Genomic DNA, 1,383 nt, shown 5'->3' with positions numbered 1-1,383 from the left:
ACTTCGCCGAGTTCGATGCGGAACCCACGAATCTTCACCTGATCATCGGTACGACCCAAATACTCCAACTGCCCATCATCACGCCACCGCACCACATCACCCGTGCGATACATCCGCTCACCCACACCAGAAGGACACGCAACAAACCGCTCCGCAGTCAACCCCCACTGACCCACATACCCACGAGCAACACCAGCACCCGCCAAATACAACTCACCCGAAACACCCACCGGCACCACATTCAAACCCGAATCCAACACCAACGCACGAGTATTGAAAATCGGCCCACCCACACTCGACGACACCGAATCCGCCACATCAGCACCCAAAGCATTGATCGTGTACTCCGTCGGACCATACAAGTTGTACCCCTCCACACCCGCAGCACCCCGCAACGCAGACCACAACGAATCCGGCACCGCCTCACCACCCAACGACACGAACACCACACCCGGATCATCCGCACCCACCGACACACCCCGCGAACGAGGACGATCCAACAACCCCTCCTGCACCAACACCTGACCATACGACGGAGTCACATCGAACCCATCGATCCGCTCCGCATCGTAATGAGCCAACAACGACACCGGATCCCGCCGCAACTGCTCATCGATCACATGCACCTCATGCCCATGCAACAACCAGAACAACTGCTCCCACGACGCATCGAACGAAAACGACGTCGTATGCGCAATCTTCAACCGACGCCCACCCTGATGCGCCACCACCCGATCGAAAATCTTCTCCACATGATTGACATACATATTCGTCAACCCCCGATACCCCACCGCAACACCCTTCGGCCGCCCAGTGGACCCCGACGTGAAAATCACATAAGCCACACTGTCCAACGCCACAACCGAACTCACCCCACCCACACCGAACCCACGCTCAGCAAGCGACAACGGCCCACCACCGAACCCAGCCAACCGCTCCACCACACCCGCATCATCGACCACAACAACCAACGGACCCACCGGAACCCGCCCCACCAAACCCGAAGACGTCACCACCACCACCGGATCCGCCACCGACACCATGAACTCGATCCGATCATCCGGATACTCCCCATCCACCGGCACATACGCAGCCCCCACCGCAAACACCGCAAACATCGCCACCACCATGTACTCATCACGAGGCAACAACAACACCACACGATCCTCACGAGAAACACCCAACCCCAACAACAACCGCCCGAACCGATACACCCGCTCCCCGAACTCCGCAAAACTCAACCGCACATCCCCCGCCACCAACGCCACATCCCCACCACTGACCCGCACACGCTCATCGAACAAATCCCCCACCGTCACCACACCACAATCGACACCCGTCGCATTCCACCCATCCACCAACGCCACATCCGAACCCGTCACG

Annotated in this window: 1 protein-coding gene; it reads right to left on the bottom strand. The window is 59.0% G+C overall.

The annotated features are described in order from the left end of the window. Positions 1-1,247: amino acid adenylation domain-containing protein (locus RY1_RS29220; protein WP_442972254.1), on the bottom strand; the 1,247-nt coding region annotated here is incomplete at its 3' end. Between the last annotated feature and the right edge of the window lie 136 nt (positions 1,248-1,383).

The sequence above is a fragment of the Rhodococcus yunnanensis NBRC 103083 genome (assembly GCF_001895005.1).
GTDB lineage: Bacteria > Actinomycetota > Actinomycetes > Mycobacteriales > Mycobacteriaceae > Rhodococcoides > Rhodococcoides yunnanense.
Note: the sequence above shows the minus strand (reverse complement) of the source record. Positions and strands in the feature narration are given on the sequence as shown.